The sequence below is a fragment of the Paraburkholderia sp. BL21I4N1 genome (assembly GCF_002973525.1).
Taxonomy (GTDB): Bacteria; Pseudomonadota; Gammaproteobacteria; order Burkholderiales; family Burkholderiaceae; genus Paraburkholderia.
Genome location: NZ_PVEN01000004.1, coordinates 308,342 through 327,572, shown reverse-complemented (window position 1 = coordinate 327,572; position 19,231 = coordinate 308,342). Strand labels below are relative to the sequence as shown.

Below are 19,231 nucleotides of genomic sequence, written 5' to 3'. Positions count from 1 at the left end.
AGTTGCGTCACGGTGGAAATGGCGCAAAGGCCGATGGGGCGGGGTGGGGCGGGAGATTTGTGGCGAATGCGACGGGGCAAGGCGGGGGCGTCGGGCGGGAAGGGGCGCGAACGCAATCAGCGCAAAAAAACGCCGGAGTCCGAGCCGCCGCGAACGACGGCCGGCACTCCGGCGCTATTTCAATACTTCGGGGGGTCAGACGAAGCGGCGGCGGTTCTTCATCAGCGTCAGCGCCAGCGGGATGAACGCCACCACGAAGGCGACCAGCGACCACATTGGCAGCGTCAGGCCCAGAATCGGCGGATAGGCGGTTTCGCACAGCCCGGCGACCTTGAACACGCCCGGCAGCCAATGCGCCGGCGGCAGACTGTCGACCACCGGCTGCAACGCGTCGAAACCGCAGCTGAAGCCCGGATTTGCCTGCACGTAAACGTGGCGCGCGGCGGTCAACGCGCCGGCCAGCGCCGACAAAGCCGCCATCACTTCCAGCAGCCGCACACCGCGCCAGCTATTAAAGCGCGCGCCGAGGAACGCAAAAATCGCGATCAACAGGAAGAAATAGCGCTGGATGATGCACAACGGGCACGGATCTTCGTGTAGGAAATATTGCAGATACAGCGCGCCGGCCACGAGGGCGACGCAGATCAGGCCAAGCAGAACCAGCAGGGAGCGCTCGCGGCGCAGCATCGCAGTGTCGTTATTCATGGATTATGTGGCTGTCTTGGAAACGGAAAGGGCGGGTGCCCGCGATTCTAGCGCGAACCCCCGCCCCGCCGCTTATCGCGGTATTACGGCACGTTTGTGGCTTGGGAGCGCGGCTATCCGTCGCTTTTCCGCCGCCTTCGCCCACTCAACGAATCGCGTTCAGCACCGCCTCCGCGGCCCGGCCGATGGCCAGCAACGCGTCGTCGGCGTGCGGCGCACCGGCCAGCATCAAGCCGACCGGCGCGTCGCCACGCAGATGGCACGGCAGCGACAGCGCGCACGCATCGAGGAAGTTAAACACGCTCGGATTGCGCAGGATCAACGCATTGGTGCGGCCGAACGCGTCGTCGTCGTGCACCAGGTCGGCTACGCGCGGCGGCAGCACCGGCACGGTCGGCGCGACCACTGCGTCGAAGCGCTGCCACAGCGTGCGCGCGGCCTCGTCCAGCAGCGCCTGGCGCTCGGCGAGCAGATCCAGATAGTCGACGGCGCTGGCCGGCTGGCCTTTGAGAATGCGGACCAGCACGCGCGGATCGTACTGGTCGCGGTGTTTCTCCAGCAACGGACGATGCCACGCATACGCTTCGATCGGCGAAAAGCCGAAGCGGTTGATCTCCGGCAAACGGTCGAGCGGCGCGAAACGCACCTCGGTGACGATCGCGCCGGCCGCTTCCAGATGCTTGAGCGCCGTGTCGATCGCCGTGGCGACGGCCGGTTCGACGCCGTCGGTGACAAAGTTGGTCAGCACCCCGAGGCGCACGCCTTCGAGCGGCCGGGCGGCCGGAATACGCGGCTCGAGGCCGGCCAGCATCCGGTCGACCAGCGCGCAGCACGCCACCGAGACGCCGATCGGGCCGAACGAATCGAGCGTCGACGACAGCGGCACGCCGCCCTGTTTGGGAATCCGCCCGGCGGTCGGTTTGAAGCCGGTCAGTCCGCACAGCGCCGCCGGGATGCGGATCGAGCCACCGGTGTCGGTGCCGAGCGCGACGGCCGCCATGCCGTCCGCGACCGACGCCGCCGCGCCCGACGACGAACCGCCCGAAATCCGTTCGTCGCCCTTCACGCCGCGCTGGTATGGCGACAACGGATTGCCGTAGTGCGGATTCAGGCCGAGTCCGGAGAACGCGAATTCGCTCATGTTGGTGCGCCCGACCAGCACGGCGCCGGCCCGCTTCAGACGCGCGACCGCCACCGCGTCCGCTTTGGCGGCGGGGGCGTCGGCGAGTACGACGGAGCCGGCGCGGGTCGGCTGGCCTTCGATATCGAACAGATCCTTGACCGACACCGGAATCCCCGCGAGCGGCGACAGCACCGTGCCGGCGGCGCGCAGGCGGTCGTGCGCATCGGCGGCGGCGCGGGCATTGTCCGCGTCGACGTGCATGAAGACGGCCGCGCCCTGGCCGGCCGGATCGGCAATCCGTTCGAGCGCGGTGTCGACCAGCGCGCGGCTGGTGGTGCGGCCGGCGGCGAGGTCGGCGGCGAGCTGGGCAAGCGGCGGAAAGGGCGTGAAGGCAGTGGCCATGATGTCGGTATGAATCCGGTTGAACCGGGCAAGCCGGTTGAGTTCGATTGAGAGCGCGCCGGTCAAGGCGTTCGGTTGGAGGCGCTCAGATCCGGCTGAACAGCGTCGCGCGGAACGCCTCGATATGCTTCTGCACCGACTCGCGCGCGCCTTCGGCGTCGCGTTCGCGCAGCAGACGGAATAGTTCGAGATGCTCCTCGTGGACATCTTCCAGATGATGCGGCTCGGACAGCGAAATAAACCAGAAGCGCAGCGATCGCTCATGCAGGCCGCGCAGAATATCGGCCAGCACCGGATTGCGCGACGCGGCCGAAATCGCCAGATGGAATTCGCGGTCGATATCCATCATGCCTTCGATATCGTGCGCGGCGACGCACACCGTCGAGCGCTCCAGCAGCGCCTGCATTGCGTCGTAATCGTGCTGCTGCGCGTGGCGCGCGGCCAGCTCGACGCAGTAGCTTTCGTTCACCAGCCGCACGTCGATGATCGCCAGCACGTCGTCGAGCGACACCGGCCGGACCATGATGCCTTTGCGCGGCATGATGGTCAGCATGCCTTCGTGTACCAGTCGATGCAGCGCCTGATGCACCGGCGTGCGGCCGATGCCGGTCAGCGCCATCAGCTCCGCTTCGTTGAGCACCTCGCTCGGCCGCAAACGCATCGTGATGATCTCGCGTTTGACGAACGCATAGGCCTGTTCGGCGAGGCTCGCGGCGGCGGTCTCGCGGGTGGGTCGGGAAGGGCGGGCAGTCTGCAAAAGCGTCATGTGGGGAACGGGCGGGCGATGTCGTCCGCATTGTAGAGCAAGGTTTTGCGCATCAACGCCGCATCAAGCGTTCCCCGCCGCCACGGCCGCCGCGTGCTGCACCTTCACGCGCGGCATCATCAACGTCACCAGCCCGCCGACGATCAACGCTCCCGCGATCAGCACCAGCCCGAAGGTCACGCTATGCGTGGCGTCCTTGACGATGCCGAGCACATACGGACTCACGTAGCCCGCCAGATTCGCGATCGAGTTGATCACCGCGATCCCGGCGACGGCCGCCGAGCCTTGCAGGAAGGTTGTCGACATCGACCAGAAGATGCCGAAGCCCGCCAGAATCCCGATATACGCAATCGACAACCCGGTCACGGCGAGCGGGATGGAGTTGGTCACCGACGCGCTGCCCAGCAAACCCGCCGCCCCGATAAAGCAGCACACCGCGTAGTGCCAGCGCCGTTCGCCGGTGATATCCGACGAGCGCCCGATCAGAATCATGCCGATGCCTGCCGCCAGATAAGGAATCGCGGTGACGAAGCCATTGGCGACGAGGTTCGTCACGCCCAGATCCTTGACGATCTGCGGCAACCAGAACGAGAAACCCGCATTGCCGGTGACGAGGCAGAAGTAGATCAGCGTCAGCAGCCAGAAGCGGCCTGAGCGCAGCGCCACCCCGAGACTATGCTCGGCGCCGGCCGCCGCGGCCGCGCTGTTTTCGCGCGCGAGGCGCTGCAGGATCACGCGTTTTTCATCGTCGGTCAGCCAGGCGGCTTCGGCCGGCGTGTTGCGCAATACGGCGAGCGCCCAGAAGCCGGCGAGGATCGACGGAATGCCCTCGATCAGGAACATCCATTGCCAGCCGCGCAGGCCGTGCGCCTCGTGCAGCGCCGACATCAGAAAGCCCGACAACGGCGCGCCGATAATGCCCGCCACCGGAATCGCGGCCATGAACACGGCGACCATCCGCGCGCGCCGGTCGGACGGAAACCAGAACGTCAGATACAGCACCACGCCCGGCACCAGTCCCGCTTCGGCAACGCCCAGGAAAAAGCGCAGCACGTAGAACATGGTTTCGCTGTGCACGAACATCATCAGACACGACAGCAAGCCCCACAGCATCGTGATGCGGGCGATCGTGGCGCGCGCGCCGAACTTCTTCAGCAGCAGGTTGCTCGGCACTTCGAACACGAAATAGCCGAAGAAAAAGATCCCCGCGCCGAGTCCATACGCCGCGTTCGAGAGGCCCAGGTCGCCGGTGAACTGCAGCTTCGCGTAGCCGATGTTGACGCGGTCCAGATACGACAGCACGTAGACCAGAAACAGGAACGGCATGATGCGCCACGTGATCTTGCGCAGGGCGGCGGCTTCGAGCCACGCGTCGGAAGACGCGTCGGCGTTGACGGAGTGCGAAGGGGAGCTCATGGGTGCCTCATTCGACGATAGGTAGCGCGTGCACGCGATAGGCGTGGCGCAGCGTGCGGTTCAGGATCGGGTCGTGCAGTTCGAGTTCGAGGGCGTCGCCGTCGAGCATGCCGATGATGCCGCCTTGTACCGCCAGCGTGCCGCAGTACATCGCCGCGCCCGGCGCGAGCGGCGCGCGCGTGAGCAGATCGACGGCCGGCAGCAGCGACGCGACGCTGCCTTGCTGATAGACGCGCCGTTCGCCGTTCGTCACGGCGTAGGCGCGCAATTCCAGTTGGTCCCAGTGGCTGGACACGTCGTCGAAACGCCAGGCGTCGCGGGCGAGCGGCTTCGGGCACACCTGTTTGGACACCGTGACGCCGTAGGCCTCGACCTCGCGATCGGTGTGATCGGAGCCGATGGTGACGAGCAGACCTGCCTTGCCGTTCACCAGCACGCATTCGGCCTCGCCGCTGGACCGCGCGCCGATCACGTCGATCTGTTCGGCTTGCGTCAGCAGTTCCGCGCCGAGGCGGTAGAAACACGGCGTGGTGGACGGCCGCTTCACGCCGAGCTCAGCCAGTTCGGCGATGTGATGCTCGATCGCGGCCTGATCGCGGCCGGCCCACCCGGCAATCGTCAGACGGTTCACTTCGACAATCTCGGCGCGGCCGGCGCCGCTACGGTCTACAACGTTGAAAGACAGCTGCTGCATCACGCCACTCCGGTAAAAATATGCGTCAAATATTATTGTGATATTTCACAGGCGTCCAGTGTGTCAAAAACATTCCGGTTTGCGCATGGCATCGGATCGATCCCTGACGCGGCAAGCCCGTTCCGTCCGCATGGTCGGGCCGTCGGGCGCGTCGCGATCCTTTGTTACACTGCGTTTTTGAGACATTACTTTTTGTAAGGGGCGCGTGTATGCACCATGGCATCGGCTTCATTCAGGATCTGGCGGTCGTGATGGCGCTCGCCGGCGTCGTCACCGTGCTGTTCCATCGCCTGAAGCAGCCGGTGGTGCTCGGTTACATCGCGGCGGGCGTGATCATCGGACCGTACACGCCGCCGTTTCAACTGATTCACGACGAGCAGACCATCCAGACGCTGGGCGAGCTCGGCGTGGTGTTCCTGATGTTTTCGCTCGGCCTCGAATTCAGTCTGCGCAAGCTCTTCAAGGTCGGCGCGACGGCGATCGTCGCGGCGCTCTCCGAAATCGTGCTGATGCTGTGGATCGGCTACGAGATCGGCACCGCGTTCGGCTGGAGTTCGATGGACTCGCTGTTTCTCGGCGCGATCCTGGCGATCTCGTCGACCACCATCATCGTCAAGGCGCTCTCCGAGCTGGGGTTGAAGCGCGAGAGCTTCGCGCAACTGGTGTTCGGGATTCTGATCGTCGAGGACATTCTCGCCATTGCGATGCTCGTGCTGCTGTCGGGCATCGCGCAGACCGGGCAGTTGAGCGCGGGCGTCGCGATGGTGACGCTCGGCAAGCTGCTGCTGTTCATGACGGTGTCGCTGGTGGTCGGCATTCTGGTGGTGCCGCGTGCGCTGAATTACGTGGCGCGCGCGAAGAGCGACGAGATGCTGCTGGTGTCGGTGCTGGGCTTCTGCTTCGGCTTCTGTCTGCTGGTGGTCAAGCTCGATTACAGCATCGCGCTCGGCGCGTTTCTGATCGGCGCGATCATGGCGGAATCGCGTCATCTGCATCGCATCGAGCATCTGATTGCGCCGCTGCGCGACGCGTTTTCGGCGATCTTCTTCGTGACGATCGGCTTGATGCTGAACCCGGCCGTGCTGGTCGACTACGCGTGGCCGATCGCGGTGATCACGGTGGCGGTGATTGTCGGCAAGATCGTGTCGTGCGGACTCGGCACGTTTCTGGCCGGCAAGGACGGTCGTACGGCGATGCGGGTCGGCATGACCGTCTCGCAGATCGGCGAGTTCTCGTTCATCATCGCGTCGCTCGGCTTGACGCTGAAGGTGACGAGCGCGTTTCTGTATCCGATCGCGGTGGCGGTGTCGGCGTTGACCACGTTGTTCACGCCCTATCTCATCAAGGCCGCGGATCCGCTGACGCAGCGCCTCGGCGCGGCGCTGCCGCGTACCCTTGCGAACGGTTTCGGCCTCTATGGACAGTGGTTGCGCAGCCTGAGCACCGGGAGCGGTGAACCGACGCTGTTCAGCATGACGCGGCGGATCATTCTGCAAATCGCGGTGAACCTCGCGCTGGTCGCCGCTATTTTTCTGACGGTGTCGTATAGCGCGCCGTACACCAGTGTCTGGCTTGCGCATTGGCTGGCGGCCGAGCCGTTGCAGCGGGTGGTGCTGTGGAGCGTCGCGCTGATCGTGTCGTTGCCGTTTCTGGTGGCCGTCTACCGGAAAACCAAATCGCTCGCGTTGCTGCTCGCCGAAGTCAGCGTCCAACCGGCGACGGCGGGGCGCTTCACGCGCGCGATCCGGTATGCGATTTCCGATCTGGTGCCGGTGGTGTCGATGGTCGGCGTGTTTTTGCTGCTGGCCGCGCTGTCCGGCGGGATCTTGCCGCCGACCGGGCTGCTCACCGCCGTGCTGATCTGCGTGGCGCTTTTGCTGGCGCTCGTCTGGCGCTGGTGCGTGAAGATCCACGCGGCGATGCAGATCGCGTTGCGCGAAACTTTCGATGAACAGCCGGATCCCTGATTAGGTCCGACGGGATTGTGTCGTCTGGCTCAACAATGTGAGCAATTGTGTGCGGGTTTGCGGGGCTTGGCTCGCTAGCGGATAATCAGGGCATATTCATTCGTTCGCGTGGAAGGCGCCTGTCTGACTGTCATGAGCGAAAACAAACCTGAAAACGCCGGTCAGCCCGGCAGTCCTCCGTCGCCTTCGGCGTCGCCCGCGCCGTCCGGTGCAAGTCCTTCTGGTGCAATTTCTGCGTCTGGGTCTGGGTCGGGTGCGGTTTCTGGCGCGGCGACCGGCGCACCGTCTGGCGCGAGTTCTGGCGGGGCGACTGGCGCACCCTCCGGCGCGTCGTTCAAGCCCGCCGAGCCGCCGCCCGATCCGGCGGCCTCGCTACCCCTCTCGCACGAAGATTCCATCCAGTCGCCGATCAAGAACGTGGTGAAACCGTCCGCGGCCTCGCAGGCCGCGGCGGAAGAAGCGGCCGTCAGATCGTCCACCGACGACCCCGACAGCGCTTCCGCCGTGACGCCGGCCGATCCGCAAACCGCACGGCAGCGCGACGCCGCCGAGGCGCGCAGTTCCGCTGCGGCATCTACGGCGAAGCAGGAGGCGGCTGTTCATGACAAGGCGGCGCGCGATGCTCGCGCCCATGCCACGCCCGCCGAACCGCAAGCCGCGCCGAAACACCCGGCGACGCTTTCAGGCAGCGAGCCGCTTGCCGGCGAAGTGACTTCCTCCGCGAAGGCCGATAGCGCCGCCGCCGTACCGGAAGCCGCCGCCTCCACCGCTCGGCCGGCCGGCGCACCGCCCCCCGGGTTTGGCGCCGCGCCGGACTTTTCCGCGTCCAATCCGCCGCCGCCTAACGCGCTGCCGCCGTCGGCGCCACGCTATCTGAAGCAGAACGATTCCGCGTGGACCGTGTTCGGCCGCATCATTGCGGCGCGCGCCCGCCAGTTGTTCGATCGCGCCGGTCAACGGATCACGCAGCGCACGTTGCGCATCGGCGTGTCGGCACGGATCTTTCACCCGGAGCCGGGTGCGAAGGGGCTGCGCGGCAAGACGCTGCAGTACCTCGAGGAGTCGATTGCGCACTGGGTCATGTCGCGCGACGTGCTGGTGTTCATGATTCCCACGGTCGGTCATCAGGGCATGCTGCATCCGAGCAATATCCGTTTGCGCGACTATGCCAAGCATCTCGACGGCCTGTTGCTGCAAGGCGGCGCGGACGTCTCGCCGCAGTCGTACGCGGAAAGCGCGACCAGCCACGAGTGGCCGGGCGACCGCGTGCGCGACATGTACGAGCTTGAACTGCTGCATGAATTTATCGAGTCGGGCAAGCCGGTGCTCGGCGTATGCCGCGGCTGCCAGCTGATCAACGTGGCGTTCGGCGGCACCCTGTATCAGGACATTGCCACCGACGTGCCCACCGCCGGCGCGCACGTCAACGAGAACTACGATCAGCATCGGCATGGGATTCACTTTCCAGACGGCTCGACGCTGGCCAACATGTTCCCCGGCCGACGCGATGCGATCGTCAACTCGATTCACCATCAGGCGGTCAAGACGCTGGGGCGCGACCTCAATATCGAAGCGGTGTCGGCCTCCGACGGCATCATCGAGGCAGTCCGTTACCGTCGTGCACCTTTCGTGATGGGGGTGCAGTGGCATCCGGAGTTTCATCGCGCGGGCGGTCCGGAATTGCTGGATTGCACGCCGTTGCTGGATACGTTCCTGCGGGTGGCGCGCGAAACGCGCTTTTGAGATGAGGGGTGCGCCAGGTCCGCGTCCCGGTGGCGCGGCCTGGTGCTCACGCAAGCCGGCACTCGCGCATGGGCCGGTTCTCGCCGGATCCTCCTGAATTCAACACAGATTCGGATTCGTCCGCAAATGAGACGGATCGTCGTGTTTTCGTGTCATCCCACCGCATTTATCTCGCGATGTGCTCACCTCATCTGGCGGAATGATTCGCGATTTATTTGTCTCAATTTAAAGTCCCATTTCGGGACGCTTGAGTGCTTCGCTTGACGGCTGATCCGCGCGATAATCGTCTGCTGTTTTGGATTCGCATGGAGCACCGGTATGAAGTACCCCTTAACTGTATGGCGCGCCATGTTGCTCGCCATCTCGTGTGTGCTGTTGCAGCAAAGTGGTTTCGTGCTGGCGGCGCAAGACGGCGAGGCCGCTCCCCTGGCCGGCACGCGGCCAGCCATGGGCGCACTGACCGCGCAGCCGGTCGGCAACGCGCCGGGCATGGCGGCATCGAGCGCATCGAGCACGGCGGCCACGAACACGCCAGGCACCGAATCGCAGGGCAACGTCGCCGAATTGATGCAAATGATTCACGACACGAAGCTGAATGAACTGCGCACCACATATAACGGCAGCTACGGCGCGAGTCTGTTTTTCTATCCACAGGAAATGACGTATTACGTCGCGTTGTTTCAGGACAAACGCTTCTGGCGCGTCATCAAATCCGAAGACGCGGCGCGCGCGGAATTGATCTACGCGGACTTCGTCCAGCAAACGGTGCAGCTGGCGGAGGTTGAAATTCGTCGCACGCAGTTACTGGCGCAGAAGGCTTATATCGAAGACATCATCGCGTTGTCCGAAGATCGCGCGAAACGTCTGCAGGCCGATATCGACGTAGCGCGTGCGCAGCAGGCCAAGGTCAACGACTACCAGCGGCAGACGCAGACCGAAGCGGCCGCGTTGCGGTTGGAAAAGGAAAAAGCGCAGGCGCAACTGCGTCGGGTGCAGGGGGAGGTTCTGCAACTGCAGCGCCAAACCGAATCGGGATTGCCGCTGCAGAAGTAAGCGTCACGCAGAAAAAAAAGCCCGACCGATATTAACGGCCGGGTTTTTTTATCGCGCTTTTCTCGATGACGGTGGTCTGCTTACCTCGAAAACTGATCCGGAATGTCGGTCACGCGACGCTGCGATAGATGGCTCATCCAATCGGTCTCACCGGTTCCGGACGATTCGGTCGCGGAAGCGGAGCGGGGTGGCGGCGCAACCGATCGAACGGGTGTCGCGGCCGACATCTTGACCGAAGCGTACGGCTCGTCGCTGGGTTGTGCGGGCACGAACGGCGAGTAAGCACCATCAGCCGACGGTTTGGGCCATGCTTGTGTCGCGACGGTCGAATCGATGGCGCTCGGTATGCGATCCTTCCTTGCCGCGGCGTAGACGGCCTTGTAGGAAGCGACGATTTTTGCGTTGCTATGCCGAGCCGCTCTGTGCAACTCGCCAGTCTTTTCGTGAAGATCGTCGCGATGCTGTGCGGTTGAATAGTCGGAGTCATGTGCTGTGGACTCTGCCAATGCCGGCGTCGATATGATGATTTTTCCGGATGCGTCGTCAGACGTCGATGCCTGTGCGTTGGCGGAATCCACCTTCACATTCATGGGCGACGACGCGGTATCTGACGCGCTTTGCGTCAGCGGTGCGCCGTGATCGACGGCGATCGTCTTCGCAGGACTCGACTCGCTGATTGCATAGCGATGCGGCATATGACTGAGAACAATCCACGCCAATAGCGCCGTGCCAGTCAGTGCGCAGGCGCCGCCTGCCAACGTATTCCTGGGACTAGCCGCACGCTGCAAAGGTGTGGCAGCCGCAGGTTGTTGGGCAGACACAAATGCACGCGCGTCGGCGGAAAATTTCGCTGCCTGACCGAGCGGCGTACTGCCGAAAGTGGCCCGTTCTTCGCCCACCTGGTTTCGCGCATCAGCAATCACCTCGCGCGGTTCCGCCAGCACCAGCGGCACCCATTTGCACAACGAGCGGAAGGTCTGATCGCTCATGCAGAAGGTGTGAATCACCGCGGCGTAAAGCGCTTTGAGTTCGATCCGCAAACTGTAGCCCGGCGGGCGATATGCCCAGTCGCGGCCGAACGGTGCCGGCAAATGGCGACCCAACGGGCGCAGTCGCGGCAGCGCGATCGAGCCCTCGATCAGGGTAAAAGGAATCGTGGACATGGATATACCTTCCGGCACTTCGAAAGAGAGCGACCAATAGGCGGCTCCGTGGAACGGCGGGTCGACAGCTTTCGGAAGATGCGCGTGAGACGCCTCACGTGCGCACCCTGTCAACATCGGAAATCAGCATCATGCTGAAACCGAGCAGCGGGGCGCGTAGGCGTTTTACCTTGAAGCCATCGGGATGAGGAAGATAATGCTCGGAAGCATCCAAAGTCGCGATCGGACGTTTCTGAAAATTGATATAGAAACATTCCAGGTCCGGCAAAGTCAGAACGACCTGCGGACCTGTTGAAGCCGCCTATTTTCCCAGCCGATAGACATAGCGCAGCGCGGTGATATCCATGCCGCCCATCTGATCGGGTTCCGCGCCCACGAACTGCCAGCCTTGTCGTTCGTAGAAACCGATCGCCGGCGTATTGCCTTCGAGCACATACAGATACAACTGCGCCTCGCCTTGCTCGCGAGTCCAATCTTCGGCGGCGCGCATCAGCAGTTTACCGACGCCAATGCCCTGATAGCCCGGCAACGCATGCAGGTTGTCGAGCAGTACGCCCCACGCCGATTCCGGCTGCCGCTCCGCGCAGAGAAAACCAATCGGCTCGCCGTCGAGCTCCGCGATCCGGACGATCCGGCGTTCGCCGCCCGGCGCGCTCAGACGTGCTTCCCAATACGCCGCGCGTTCGCGCGTGACTTCGCTGTCGAGGAACGTGTCGGGCAACAAACCGCGATAGGTGGCTTGCCAGCTGGTGGCGTGAATCGAAGCAATCAGAGCGGCATCGACGAGGGTCGCGGGGCGCAGCGAAAGAGTGCGGTTGGCTTGCATCGGGGTGGCGATCAGCGCGAAGTGGCAGGACGCAAATTCTATCGGGACGACGGCGGTCGTCAGTAGCCGGCATGGTCTGTAATGATTCTGTATGCATTACGCGACAACGCCAACAACGGTAACATTACGTGGCAAGGCCTCAGCCTGTTTCACGATGTTTACCCTGATATCAGCTGAGTGCTTTCAGCATGAAAATGCAGCGCCCCCGGCGCGTTCCTGCTCTGTTCCTGCTACGCCTTGCCAGCGGCATCCGCTTCACCGAAACCAGTGGATCGTTTCAACTGCCTGATCGCCGCCAGAACCGAGGGCGACGGGCTTTCCAGAGAATGTCATGTCTACAGCGACACACGCTACTTCCTCGTCCCAGGAATCGAAAGTCAAGACGGTGTTCCGCGTCGTCAGCGGCAACTTTCTTGAGATGTACGACTTCATGGTCTACGGCTATTACGCGTCGGCCATCGCCAAAACCTATTTTCCGAGCGGTAACGAATTCGCGTCGCTGATGCTGTCGCTGTCGGTGTTCGGCGCGGGCTTCCTGATGCGTCCGCTCGGCGCGATCGTGCTCGGCGCATACATCGACCATCACGGCCGCCGCAAAGGCCTGATCCTCACGCTCGGCCTGATGGCGCTCGGCACGCTCACGGTGGCGGCGATTCCAGGCTACGCGACGATCGGCGTACTGGCGCCGGCGCTCGTGCTGTTCGGCCGGCTGTTGCAGGGCTTCTCCGCGGGTGTCGAACTGGGCGGCGTGTCGGTGTATCTGTCGGAGATCGCGACCAAGGGCAACAAGGGTTTCTATTGTGCGTGGCAGTCGGGCAGCCAGCAGGTCGCGGTGGTGTTCGCGGCGCTGATCGGCGTGGTGTTGAACAAGGTTTTGCCGGCTGACCAGATGGGCGCCTGGGGCTGGCGCGTGCCGTTCCTGATCGGCTGCCTGATCGTGCCGTTCCTGTTCCTGATCCGTCGTTCGTTGCAGGAAACCGAGGAGTTCAAGGCGCGCAAGCATCGTCCGAGCATGGGCGAGATCCTGAAGACCATGGCGGCCAATTGGGGCATCGTGCTTGGCGGCATGGGCATGGTGATCATGACCACGGTGTCGTTCTACATGATCACGGCTTACACGCCGACCTTCGGCAAGGAAGTGCTGAAACTGTCGTCGATCGATACGCTGGTGGTGACCGTCTGCATCGGCCTGTCGAACCTGATCTGGCTGCCGCTCGCGGGCGCGTTGTCGGATCGGATCGGCCGCCGTCCGGTGCTGCTGGTTTTCACGATTCTGACCATCATTACCGCCTATCCCGCGTTGCAATGGCTCGTCGCCGAACCGTCGTTCGCGCGTCTGCTGGCCGTCGAGTTGTGGCTGTCGTTCCTGTACGGCAGCTATAACGGCGCGATGGTGGTGGCGCTGACCGAAGTGATGCCGGTCGAAGTGCGCACGGCCGGTTTCTCGCTGGCATATAGCCTTGCCACGACGATTGGCGGCTTCACGCCGGCCATCTCGACGCTGCTGATTCACACCACGAGCAACAAGGCGGCACCGGGGCTGTTCCTCGGGGCGGCGGCGATCTGCGGGTTGGTCGCGACCCTGGTGCTGTACCGCACGCCGGAATCGCGCAATCAGTATCGAGCGGCCTGACGTTCAGCGTTCGCCGTTCGGTGAGACCAACAAAAAACCCCGCGCTCCAACAAAGCGCGGGGTTTTTGTTTGGGTGCAACGGTAAGCCGAACCGCCGTCCGGCTGTCGATGCACAAGCGCCGTTCAACCGTGGCGCAACTCGTTCGCCACCGCTTCGACGACCTCATGCCACGCACCCGGCTGGGGCTGACGCACGAGCGTCGCGCCCGGATACCAGGGGCTGCGTGCGTCGCCGGTAAACCAGCGCCAATCCGCCGCGAACGGCAGCATCAGCCATAACGGCTTGCGCAGCGCGCCGGCAAGGTGAGCGATGGACGTATCGATCGACACCACCGCATCGAGCCGTTCGATGATCGCGGCCGTATCGGCGAAATCGCCGATACGTGTGTCGAAGCGATGAATCGACGCCGCGCGCGGATGCGTGTCGAGCGTCGCGCGTTCGTCCACACTCAGCTCGGGTTGCAGCACGATCCAGTCGATGCCGTCGAGCGCGAACAGGGGATCGAGCGCGGCGAGCGGCATCGAACGGGTTTCGTTGGGCTGGATGCGCCCCGTCCACGCAATGCCGATCTTACGTTTCGCCTGGCCGCCGAGCGAGCCGCGCCATTTGCGGCCATAGGCGGCCGGCACGTCGAGGTAGGGCGTGCGCGCCGGAATGGTGTCGTAAGTCATGCCGAGCGCGAGCGGCAAGCTGAGCAGCGGGCAATGCAGATCGGCGGCAGGGCGCGGCGTGCCTTGGGCGATCAGCGTCACGCGCCAGGCCTGCGCCGCGGGCGCCAGCAGCGGCAACAGCGCGGGCTGCACTTCGAGCACCACGCGCGCGGCGCGTTGCGCGGCGAGCGGCACGAAGCGCGCGAACTGCAGCGTGTCGCCGAAACCTTGTTCGGCGTGAATCAGCAGCGTGCGTTGATCGATCGGTTCGCCGTGCCAGCGCGGCAGCGTCTGAATCGCCGGCTCGGCCATGGTTTGCAGCCGCCATTCGTATTCCGGCAGGCCGCGCGCGAAATCGCGCAGGGCGAGCCACGCCAACGCGCGGTTCATATGCGCGGATGCGAGGTCCGGACGCTGGCGCAAGGCTTGATCGAACGCGCGCACCGCGGGCGCATGCGCGCCCAGCGCGAGGTGCGCGTTGCCGAGACTGAGCCACGCCAGCGCGAATTGCGGATCGAGACCGACCGAGCGTTCGAGATACGGCAACGCCTGCGCGTGACGTCCCAACGCCGCCAGCGCATTGCCCATGCCGAAGATGGCCGGCGGCAGGTTCGGCTGGAAGCGCAGCGCCGCTTCGAACGATTTGACCGCTTCGGCGTGGCGGCCGGTGGCGTCGAAGGTATTGGCGAGATTGAAGTGCGCGGCGACGAAACGCGGCTCGGCGGCCAGCGCTTTCTGGAAGCAGGGAATCGCTTCGTCCGCGCGGTCGAGTGCGTTCAGCGACATGCCCATGTTGTTCAGCGCGCCGGCGTGGCCGGGGCGCAGCTGGAGCGCGCGCGTGAACGACGCGATCGCTTCTTCGTGCTGGCCTAGTGCGTGCCGCGCATTGCCGAGATTGTTATGCGACGACGCGTCGTCCGGTTGCAGGCGCAACGATTTTTCGAAGGCGTCGGCGGCGTCTTCATGCCGGCCCTGCGATGCGTACGCGTTGCCGAGGTTGTAGTGCGCCATCGGGAACGACGGCGCGAGCGTCAGCGCGTTGCGGAACTGTTCGATGGCGTCGTCGATCTGGCCCAGCGCCTTCAGCGCATTGCCGAGGTTCAGCTGAAGCGCGGCGTCTTCCGGGCGCAGTTTCACCGCGCGCCGCACGAGCTCGGCGGCTTCGGCGTGCTGGCCTTGCTGATGGCGCAGAACGCCCAGCAGGTGCAACGCATCGACGTGCGCGGGGTTGCCCTCGAGCGTTGCGCGATAGTCGCGTTCGGCGTCGGCGAGGCGGCCGTCACGATGCGCCGCGAAAGCGCGGTCAAATACAGGTTGCATGACGGGGGATGGGATTCGGGTGAGGCAGAGGCCGCATTTTCCCACACTCGACGCACCGCGCTCCGATTTGACCGGTCATGTCGATATGTATAACATGTGAATACTTGTTCATAAGTGATCGACTATGACGACTGCCGTGGCTTCTACCATTTCCGCCGGCTCGTCTGGCTCCACCGTTTCGTTAAGCCGTTTCGACGACCGTTCCGCGGACACCATCGTGCCGCTGGCGGATCTGTTTCGCCTGCTGGGCGATCCGACTCGTTTGCGGATCGTGCTGGCGTGCGTCGACGGGCGACGTGCGGTAGGGGCGATCGCCGAGGCGCTGGGTTTGTCGCCTTCGCTGGTGAGCCACCATTTGCGGCTGTTGCGGGCAGCGCGGATCGTGCGCGCGGAGCGTCAGGGCAAGCAGGTGTTCTACCTCGCCGCGGACCGTCACATCACCGCGATGCTGACCGGCATGCTGGAGCACGTGGCCGAGCCGGCCAGCGATTTCCCCGTGGATGCGACATGACGAACACGAATCACCCGGATCGGCCGGCCGACGAGCGCGAGGACGAGCACGCGCATGAAGACGCGGGGCATGCGCACGTGGACCACGGTCACGGCGATCACGACCACGGTGGTCATGACGACAATGACGCCCACGCCTACGCCGGCCACAACCACGCCAGCCATTCCCACGCCGGCCACAGCCATTCCCACGCCCCCATTCCAGGCCACGGCCGCGCATTCGCGCTCGCCGTCGCGCTGAACGTTTTGATCGTCGTGATCCAGGCGATCTACGGCGTGCTCGCGCACTCCACCGCCTTGCTCGCCGACGCCGGCCACAATCTCTCCGACGTGCTCGGTCTGCTGCTCGCATGGGGTGCCGGCTGGCTCGCCACGCGGCGTCCATCGGCGCGCTACACGTTCGGTTACGGCAGTTCGTCGATTCTCGCGTCGCTGGCCAATGCGGGCTTGCTGCTGTTCGCCTGCGGCGTGATCGTTGCCGAGGCGATCGGCCGTCTGATGAACCCGGCGCCGGTAGCCGGCCTCGCGGTGTTCGTCGTGGCGACCACCGGCGTGATCGTCAACGGTATTTCCGCGTGGCTCTTCATGCGTGGGCAGAAGGACGATCTGAACATCCGCGGCGCATTCCTGCACATGGCGGCGGATGCCGGTATTTCGGCGGCGGTCGCGCTCAGCGGGCTGGTGATTCTCTACACCAACTGGACATGGCTCGATCCGGTGATGAGCCTGCTGGTCGTCGCCGTCGTGGTGATCGGCACATGGGGGCTGTTGCGCGATTCGGTGCGCCTCGCGCTCGACGCTGTGCCGCCCGGCGTCGACCTGCAACGCATTCGCGACTATCTGGCGACCCAGCCGGGCGTCGTCGACGTGCACGATTTGCACGTGTGGGCGCTGTCGACCACCGGCAACGCGCTCAGCGCGCATCTGGTGATGCCGGCCGGCCATCCCGGCGACGAATCGCTCGACGCGATCGTCGTCGTGCTGCGGGAGCGTTTCTCGATGCTGCACGCGACGCTGCAGGTCGATCTCGGCACCACCCAGCATCATTGCGCGATGGAGCACGCGGGGCACGCGCATTGACGTAGCGTGTGATCCGCAATGCGACGGTCACCCAACGAGCCTTTACCCAAGCCGTAATCCAGACCCACTCGCCCGCGCATTTTTGATGCGGCGCATCGTAAAACGCTGCGCGGGCAGCGTCTCCAGGCCGACTTCGTCAGGGCGTACACTAGAACGCACTGCCGCCCCCGGAGCCCCGCATGGACGCCGCTGCCAACGATGCGTCGCCGGTGTTGATCGTCGGCGCGGGTCCGACCGGACTCGCCGCCGCCATGAGCCTCGCGCGTGCGCACGTGCCCGTGCGTCTGATCGACAAGGCCATGCGGCCGAGCCCATATTCGCGCGCCATCGGCATTCAGGCGCGCACGCTGGAACTGCTGGAGCAGCATCGTCTGGTCGAGCCGTTTCTCGCACTCGGTCATCGCGCGCGCGTGGCCAATCTCTTCTCGAACGGCATGCGTCTCGCGCGGCTTGATTTCGATCCGTTGCACACGCGCTATCCGTATCTGCTGTTTCTCGATCAGGCCGTAACCGAGCGGCTGCTGACCGAACATCTCGCGACGCTCGGCGTGACGATCGAACGCGGCGTCGAACTAACCCATTTCGCGCAAGGCGCCGCCAGCGTTCAGGCGACGCTGCGCCGCGCCGACGGCCACACGGAGACCATGCGTCCGTCGTATCTGATTGCCGCCGACGGCGCGCATAGCGCGGTGCGTCACCGGCTCGGCCTGAGCTTCGCGGGCAAGACCTTCGAGCAGACCTTCCTGCTCGCCGACCTGCACGCCGAAACCGATTGGCCCGACGACGAGTTTCACCTGTTCGCCTCGAACGACGGCCTGGTCGCGCTGTTTCCAATGGGCCACGGCCGGCATCGGCTGATTGCGGATCACGCGGTCGAGCCGTCGGCCGTCACGTCGCCCGCCACGCCCGCGGTGCTGGGTGAACCGCCGCTCGACCGTGTGCCGCCGCCGTCGCTCGACGACTGCAAGGCGCTGATCGCGCGTCGCGTGCGAGAACGCGTCGAGGTGTCGGACCTCAAGTGGTCCGCGCATTTCCATCTGAATAGCCGGATGGTCGACCGCCTGCGTGTTGGCCGGATTTTTCTCGCGGGAGACGCCGCGCACGTTCACAGCCCGGCCGGCGCGCAAGGCATGAACACCGGCATTCAGGAGGCGTTCAATCTCGGCTGGAAACTCGCCCGCGTGCTGAAGAGCGCGGCGCCGGATCGGCTGCTCGATACCTATCACGCCGAGCGGCATCCGATCGAGCGCGACGTGCTGCGCCAGAGCGGTTTCGTCATGCAGATGGCCGAAGCCGATCATGGTCCGTTGAAGTTGCTGCGCGAGCGCGTGATGCCGGTGCTTGCCGCGCTCGGTCCGTTGCGAGACGCCGCGCGTCTGACGATCAGCGAGTTGTCGATCCAGTACCGGCGCAGCCCGCTCACGCTCGAACGGGTGCTCGACGGCGGCCCGCGCGCTGGCGAACGGGCGCCGGATGCGCTGGTGCATGTGGTGGACGGACCGCTAGGGCGTGCGCCAGGCGTCGGCTGTATTTTCGATCTGCACGACCCGGCGTTCTTCTCGCTGTTTCTGCTGGTGCCGCCGCTGCCGGTCGACGACACGCCGCTCGATCCCGCCGCGAAACATGCGTCGCCGCCGGACGCGGATCGAGATCGCATGGCGGCCGAAGTCGACCGTTTGTTGCCGGGCGCGGTGCGTATCTGGCGCATTACCGACACGACCGGCGACGGCGGTCCGGCGCTGTCCGAATCGTACGGACGCACGCGGCCTTCGTTTTACCTCGTGCGACCCGACGGTTATATCAGCGCGCGCGGGCGCACCGGCACCGATCTGCACGCCTTGCTGCGGCATTGCGAGGCATGGTTCGCGGTGGGCGGCGAGATCCCCGAGCAGACCGCGCTATGACGTTATGACGCGCTCGCGTGCCAAGCGTTAAACCGCGGCGGGCGTCAATGGCTCGCGATGTTTGACCAGCGCTTCCCTGACGATCGCCGACATCTCGACGCCGCCCGCTGCCGGCTCCTCATCGAGCGACGCCAGCAACGCGCGCCGCATACGCGGCTCCCAGAAGCGGTGGATATGATCGGCGATCCCGCCCAAGGCTTCTTCGCGGTCCGGCATCGAATCGAAGAAGTCGCCGATCCGGTTCGCCATGTCGATCAGATTCTGATTGTCCATGG

General features: G+C 64.7%; 16 protein-coding genes. 7 read left to right on the top strand and 9 right to left on the bottom strand.

Annotated features, from left to right (window positions below; all coding sequences use genetic code 11):
- Positions 1-195: 195 nt before the first annotated feature.
- The 5 genes from B0G83_RS13905 to B0G83_RS13885 all read right to left on the bottom strand — a co-directional run bounded on the left by B0G83_RS13905 (position 196) and on the right by B0G83_RS13885 (position 5,106).
- Positions 196-705, bottom strand: coding sequence for a disulfide bond formation protein B (locus B0G83_RS13905; protein WP_105507969.1), 510 nt, complete (start codon positions 703-705; stop codon positions 196-198).
- Between the two features lie 145 nt (positions 706-850).
- Complete coding sequence (locus tag B0G83_RS13900; protein WP_105508112.1) at positions 851-2,230, bottom strand: amidase; 1,380 nt, start codon at positions 2,228-2,230, stop codon at positions 851-853.
- An 85-nt stretch (positions 2,231-2,315) separates the two neighbouring features.
- Positions 2,316-2,996 carry a GntR family transcriptional regulator gene (locus tag B0G83_RS13895; protein ID WP_105507968.1) on the bottom strand — a complete coding sequence of 227 codons (681 nt, stop codon included), beginning with the start codon at positions 2,994-2,996 and terminating at the stop codon, positions 2,316-2,318.
- A gap of 63 nt (positions 2,997-3,059) precedes the next feature.
- Complete coding sequence (locus tag B0G83_RS13890) at positions 3,060-4,412, bottom strand: MFS transporter (protein ID WP_105507967.1); 1,353 nt, start codon at positions 4,410-4,412, stop codon at positions 3,060-3,062.
- A 7-nt stretch (positions 4,413-4,419) separates the two neighbouring features.
- Positions 4,420-5,106 (bottom strand): DUF2848 domain-containing protein, encoded by a 687-nt coding sequence (locus tag B0G83_RS13885; RefSeq protein ID WP_105507966.1) that lies wholly within the window; start codon positions 5,104-5,106, stop codon positions 4,420-4,422.
- A gap of 209 nt (positions 5,107-5,315) precedes the next feature.
- Here B0G83_RS13885 and B0G83_RS13880 point away from each other — a divergent pair, with 209 nt between their 5' ends.
- The 3 genes from B0G83_RS13880 to B0G83_RS13870 all read left to right on the top strand — a co-directional run bounded on the left by B0G83_RS13880 (position 5,316) and on the right by B0G83_RS13870 (position 9,869).
- On the top strand, positions 5,316-7,073 hold the full coding sequence (locus tag B0G83_RS13880) for a cation:proton antiporter (RefSeq protein WP_105507965.1): 1,758 nt from the start codon (positions 5,316-5,318) through the stop codon (positions 7,071-7,073).
- A 132-nt stretch (positions 7,074-7,205) separates the two neighbouring features.
- Entirely contained in the window at positions 7,206-8,816 is a 1,611-nt protein-coding gene (locus B0G83_RS13875; protein WP_105507964.1) for a gamma-glutamyl-gamma-aminobutyrate hydrolase family protein, read from the top strand.
- A 318-nt stretch (positions 8,817-9,134) separates the two neighbouring features.
- Positions 9,135-9,869, top strand: coding sequence for a DUF2968 domain-containing protein (locus tag B0G83_RS13870; RefSeq protein ID WP_105507963.1), 735 nt, complete (start codon positions 9,135-9,137; stop codon positions 9,867-9,869).
- 80 nt (positions 9,870-9,949) lie between these two features.
- On the opposite strand, the gene B0G83_RS13865 is transcribed toward B0G83_RS13870, so the two are convergent.
- Together B0G83_RS13865 and B0G83_RS13860 are read right to left on the bottom strand one after the other, a co-directional pair.
- Positions 9,950-10,822 (bottom strand): hypothetical protein, encoded by an 873-nt coding sequence (locus B0G83_RS13865; protein WP_181156852.1) that lies wholly within the window; start codon positions 10,820-10,822, stop codon positions 9,950-9,952.
- Positions 10,823-11,333: 511 nt separating this feature from the next.
- On the bottom strand, positions 11,334-11,858 hold the full coding sequence (locus tag B0G83_RS13860; protein WP_105507961.1) for a GNAT family N-acetyltransferase: 525 nt from the start codon (positions 11,856-11,858) through the stop codon (positions 11,334-11,336).
- A 331-nt stretch (positions 11,859-12,189) separates the two neighbouring features.
- Between B0G83_RS13860 and B0G83_RS13855 the strand changes: the two genes are divergently transcribed.
- Positions 12,190-13,491: an MFS transporter gene (locus tag B0G83_RS13855; RefSeq protein ID WP_105507960.1), complete on the top strand. Its 1,302-nt coding sequence runs from the start codon at positions 12,190-12,192 to the stop codon at positions 13,489-13,491.
- A 123-nt stretch (positions 13,492-13,614) separates the two neighbouring features.
- Here the strand turns inward: B0G83_RS13855 and B0G83_RS13850 are convergent, their stop codons facing one another.
- Positions 13,615-15,462: a tetratricopeptide repeat protein gene (locus B0G83_RS13850; protein WP_105507959.1), complete on the bottom strand. Its 1,848-nt coding sequence runs from the start codon at positions 15,460-15,462 to the stop codon at positions 13,615-13,617.
- 124 nt (positions 15,463-15,586) lie between these two features.
- Here B0G83_RS13850 and B0G83_RS13845 point away from each other — a divergent pair, with 124 nt between their 5' ends.
- The 3 genes from B0G83_RS13845 (at position 15,587) to B0G83_RS13835 (ending at position 18,956) form a co-directional block, all read left to right on the top strand.
- Positions 15,587-15,973 (top strand): helix-turn-helix transcriptional regulator, encoded by a 387-nt coding sequence (locus B0G83_RS13845; protein WP_181156851.1) that lies wholly within the window; start codon positions 15,587-15,589, stop codon positions 15,971-15,973.
- Entirely contained in the window at positions 15,970-17,052 is a 1,083-nt protein-coding gene (locus B0G83_RS13840; RefSeq protein WP_105507958.1) for a cation diffusion facilitator family transporter, read from the top strand. The genes B0G83_RS13845 and B0G83_RS13840 overlap by 4 nt, the downstream gene beginning before the upstream one ends.
- A gap of 179 nt (positions 17,053-17,231) precedes the next feature.
- The gene (locus B0G83_RS13835; protein ID WP_105507957.1) at positions 17,232-18,956 is read left to right on the top strand and encodes an FAD-dependent monooxygenase; all 1,725 of its coding nucleotides are present in this window, start codon (positions 17,232-17,234) and stop codon (positions 18,954-18,956) included.
- Positions 18,957-18,983: 27 nt separating this feature from the next.
- Here B0G83_RS13835 and B0G83_RS13830 read toward each other — a convergent pair whose 3' ends face one another.
- Positions 18,984-19,229, bottom strand: coding sequence for a formate dehydrogenase subunit delta (locus B0G83_RS13830; protein ID WP_105507956.1), 246 nt, complete (start codon positions 19,227-19,229; stop codon positions 18,984-18,986).
- Between the last annotated feature and the right edge of the window lie 2 nt (positions 19,230-19,231).

Bases quoted from the DNA above. Each gene is read 5' to 3' on its own strand.
- B0G83_RS13905 (WP_105507969.1), bottom strand. From the start codon at position 705: ATGAATAACGACACTGCGATGCTGCGCCGCGAGCGCTCCCTGCTGGTT.
- B0G83_RS13900 (WP_105508112.1), bottom strand. From the start codon at position 2,230: ATGGCCACTGCCTTCACGCCCTTTCCGCCGCTTGCCCAGCTCGCCGCC.
- B0G83_RS13895 (WP_105507968.1), bottom strand. From the start codon at position 2,996: ATGACGCTTTTGCAGACTGCCCGCCCTTCCCGACCCACCCGCGAGACC.
- B0G83_RS13890 (WP_105507967.1), bottom strand. From the start codon at position 4,412: ATGAGCTCCCCTTCGCACTCCGTCAACGCCGACGCGTCTTCCGACGCG.
- B0G83_RS13885 (WP_105507966.1), bottom strand. From the start codon at position 5,106: ATGCAGCAGCTGTCTTTCAACGTTGTAGACCGTAGCGGCGCCGGCCGC.
- B0G83_RS13880 (WP_105507965.1), top strand. From the start codon at position 5,316: ATGCACCATGGCATCGGCTTCATTCAGGATCTGGCGGTCGTGATGGCG.
- B0G83_RS13875 (WP_105507964.1), top strand. From the start codon at position 7,206: ATGAGCGAAAACAAACCTGAAAACGCCGGTCAGCCCGGCAGTCCTCCG.
- B0G83_RS13870 (WP_105507963.1), top strand. From the start codon at position 9,135: ATGAAGTACCCCTTAACTGTATGGCGCGCCATGTTGCTCGCCATCTCG.
- B0G83_RS13860 (WP_105507961.1), bottom strand. From the start codon at position 11,858: ATGCAAGCCAACCGCACTCTTTCGCTGCGCCCCGCGACCCTCGTCGAT.
- B0G83_RS13855 (WP_105507960.1), top strand. From the start codon at position 12,190: ATGTCTACAGCGACACACGCTACTTCCTCGTCCCAGGAATCGAAAGTC.
- B0G83_RS13850 (WP_105507959.1), bottom strand. From the start codon at position 15,462: ATGCAACCTGTATTTGACCGCGCTTTCGCGGCGCATCGTGACGGCCGC.
- B0G83_RS13845 (WP_181156851.1), top strand. From the start codon at position 15,587: ATGACGACTGCCGTGGCTTCTACCATTTCCGCCGGCTCGTCTGGCTCC.
- B0G83_RS13840 (WP_105507958.1), top strand. From the start codon at position 15,970: ATGACGAACACGAATCACCCGGATCGGCCGGCCGACGAGCGCGAGGAC.
- B0G83_RS13835 (WP_105507957.1), top strand. From the start codon at position 17,232: ATGGACGCCGCTGCCAACGATGCGTCGCCGGTGTTGATCGTCGGCGCG.
- B0G83_RS13830 (WP_105507956.1), bottom strand. From the start codon at position 19,229: ATGGACAATCAGAATCTGATCGACATGGCGAACCGGATCGGCGACTTC.